At 60.0% G+C, this 2846-nt stretch carries 2 protein-coding genes; both read right to left on the reverse strand.

What is annotated here, in order from left to right; all coding sequences use genetic code 11:
• The coding region (locus WBP53_RS10215; RefSeq protein WP_423928553.1) for a DUF885 family protein at positions 1 to 1379 on the reverse strand (1379 nt) is incomplete at its 3' end.
• A 354-nt stretch (positions 1380 to 1733) separates the two neighbouring features.
• Positions 1734 to 2846 (reverse strand): delta-60 repeat domain-containing protein (locus tag WBP53_RS10220; protein WP_423928555.1); only part of this gene is annotated, 1113 nt, incomplete at its 5' end.

Here is a 2846-nt window from a genome sequence, read left to right on the forward strand (position 1 = left end):
GCTTGCGCCAGGGTGAACTCGCCCAGCGCAAGTTTCACGTCCACCTCCACGCGCAACGCGCGCAGGCGCATTAAGCGATACAGGGTGGCCCGCGTGTGCGCGTTGTCATCGAACAAGCCGGCTTGCAGCATCATTTCTTCTGCGTAGAAACCGATGCCTTCGTTGGCCGAGGAATCGTAGTAGTGGCGCCGGATCGGATTGCTGTTGCGCCAGCCCAGGCTGAGCTGGAACCAGTGCCCGGGAATGCCTTCGTGAACGATGATCGGGCGCGGATCCTGCGCACGCGAAAGGTTGAAGAAGCCGAGATCCGGGCTGGGCGGCGGAATATAGCTGATGCTGTCCTGGTCGAGTCGCGACGGTCCGGTGAAGTCATCGACGACGCCGAGTTCCTGCCAAGCCTCCAGATAAGCAGGCATTGGAAGATTGAGATAATGCAGCAGCTCGGCCGGCACGGTCAGGATGCCGGCGTCGCCGAGGAACTGCCGTATGCGTTCCTCATCGGCTCGCTCCGCTGCAATCTCGGCATCGGAGTCCGCAAAGACTGGCGGGGCGTCTTTACCTTTCAGGCGTGCTTGCGCGTAGGCCTCGAATGCCATCGATCGCGCCCATTCCTGCCGACCCAGTGCCAGCAACTGTTCAGGTGAGTAGGGAAGCAAGGCCACCGTGCGCAGGAACGTCTCGTACTTGTCGCGGCCGATCGCAGTTTCGCGAGGCAACTCGGCCAGACGCTCCTGCAGCCAGGCACGATACTGTTCCAGAGCCTTGATTGCCTTGGGCATCGCCTTGTTCATCGCGCGGCGATGAGCTGCACTGAACTCGGCTCCGAGAGAATCCTGCACCCGCTCGGCCTTGTCGCGAGCGCCGTCCAGTGAATCTATCGCCGTCTGCGCGAATGGCTGCCTCATGTCAGTGAGATTCCTTTCAGCCGAGGCGATGGTGTGTGGAATCTGCTTGATCCGGGCAACAATTTCAGACTGTCGCCGTTCGTCGAATGGCGGTGGTTGCAGCAACAGCTCGTAGACCGAGCCCAGCGTCTGGTCGATGTAGAATATGGGGTTGCGCCGCCATCCCTCCTCCACCGAAAGCTCCCAGTGCGCCCGTGCAATCGCCGAACCCACCAGCCGGTAGTCGACTTGCTGACCTACCGCCGCCGATGCAGCGGGTGCGAGCGCACGCCAACGGACCTGAAACGCTTCAACGTCGGTGATGCGCGCGGCGACGGTGTCCGATGACCAGTCCACAACAAAGCCGATAGGCCGCTCGATGCGCGGGATGTCATCGCCGGTAAAGGGCTGTTCCAGCGCACGCCATTGCCAATAGTCTTGATCCAGCTGCGTGATCGAATCGGCATTCGCCGCAGTTGCGGCGAGGAAGAGCAACGTCGAAATTACCCAGGCTGGTGGCTTCCACTGTCTTGCCGGTCTCCGAACTCGACAGCCCATGTGACTAGTGCCGCTGCATGGATCGGATTGCAGTATCCGAACCGTTGCTTCCCGATACCCTGTCAGCTTGCTCATGATTTCCCCGTTTGTCGGATCGCTGCACCCAATGGACTGGAGTCAATTGGTGAGAGCGAGCACAGAGGCCAAGGCTAGCAGGGATCATTCAGGCAGATCGAGCAGGGCGCACGCCTGCACCCGGACGAACGGGATGGGTTTTTTACTAGCGCCTATCGCGCGGATCAATTCTCCGCCCCGCTTTGTGCACTCAGAACCAGACCCGAAAAAGTCGACTCATTGCTGGAAGCCGTCAGCAAAGATGCCGTCATTTTCGTTCAGGAAAAACTGCCGGGTGCTCTGGATCAGGCTACTCGATCCGCCGTAAAGGCCGGAACGTGCTTGCGCGCTTGTACGCAGGTAAAACGTCGAATTCTGCGGCGGAACGTAGCCGGCGTAGTTCCAACCGGCACCATTGCTCTGCATCGTGCCAATAGGCGCATACGTGCTGCCTGCGAGTGAAAAGAGCAGGGATGGCGGTTGTGCCAGTTCGGGCCCGCTGCCGCTGCGCGACCAGTTGATCACGCTGCTGCCGTTGTCGTAGCTGATGATATCCAGCGATTGCGCAGCAACTTGCGCCGAGCTCAGTCGCCCGATGTTGTCGCGCGCCTGTCCGCCGAGCGTGCTGAAGGAGCCGGCTACCACCAGTTTCCCATCTCCTTGCACGCCGAGTGCATAGACCAATCCAGGTGCCCCCGGATTGAAATCGAAATCCAGATCGCCATTGGCATCCAGCAAGGCCAGATTGGTGCGCGGCTGTCCGCTTACGGTATCGAAATCACCGCCGACGAATATTGTGCCATCGGTGCGCAAAACCAGGCTGTTCACTGGCCCATCCACATCGGGATTGAACGCCATGTCAAGGTTGCCGTCGCTGTCGAAGCGGGCGAGTCTGTTACGGCCTTGCCCGGCAATGGTGGTGAAAGCACCGCCAACCAGCAGCCTGTCGTCAGCATCCACCAAAAGTACGTTGACGGCGCCATTGGCACCCGGATTGAATCCATTATCGAGACTGCCGTTGCTGTTCAGTCGCGCGATTCTATTGCGCGTCTGGCCTGCGATCATCGTGAAGTCTCCACCGACTACCAGCTTGTCATAGGCTTTCTGCACCGCAGCGTTGACCAGTCCGTTGGGGGCAGGATTGAAGCTTGCGTCAAGGCTTCCATCGATGTTCAGTCGAGCGATCCGGTTGCGCGTTTGTCCCGCGATCATTGTGAATGACCCCATCACCAGAACCTTGCCGTCGAATTGCTGCGCCAGGCTGGAGACGTTGCCATTAGGACCGGGGTTATAGCCCGCGTCTACGCTACCATCTGCGTTCAGCAGCGCCAGGCGGCTTCGTGCCACGCC

This window comes from Dokdonella sp. (genome assembly GCF_049593775.1).
In the GTDB taxonomy this organism is placed as follows: domain Bacteria; phylum Pseudomonadota; class Gammaproteobacteria; order Xanthomonadales; family Rhodanobacteraceae; genus Dokdonella.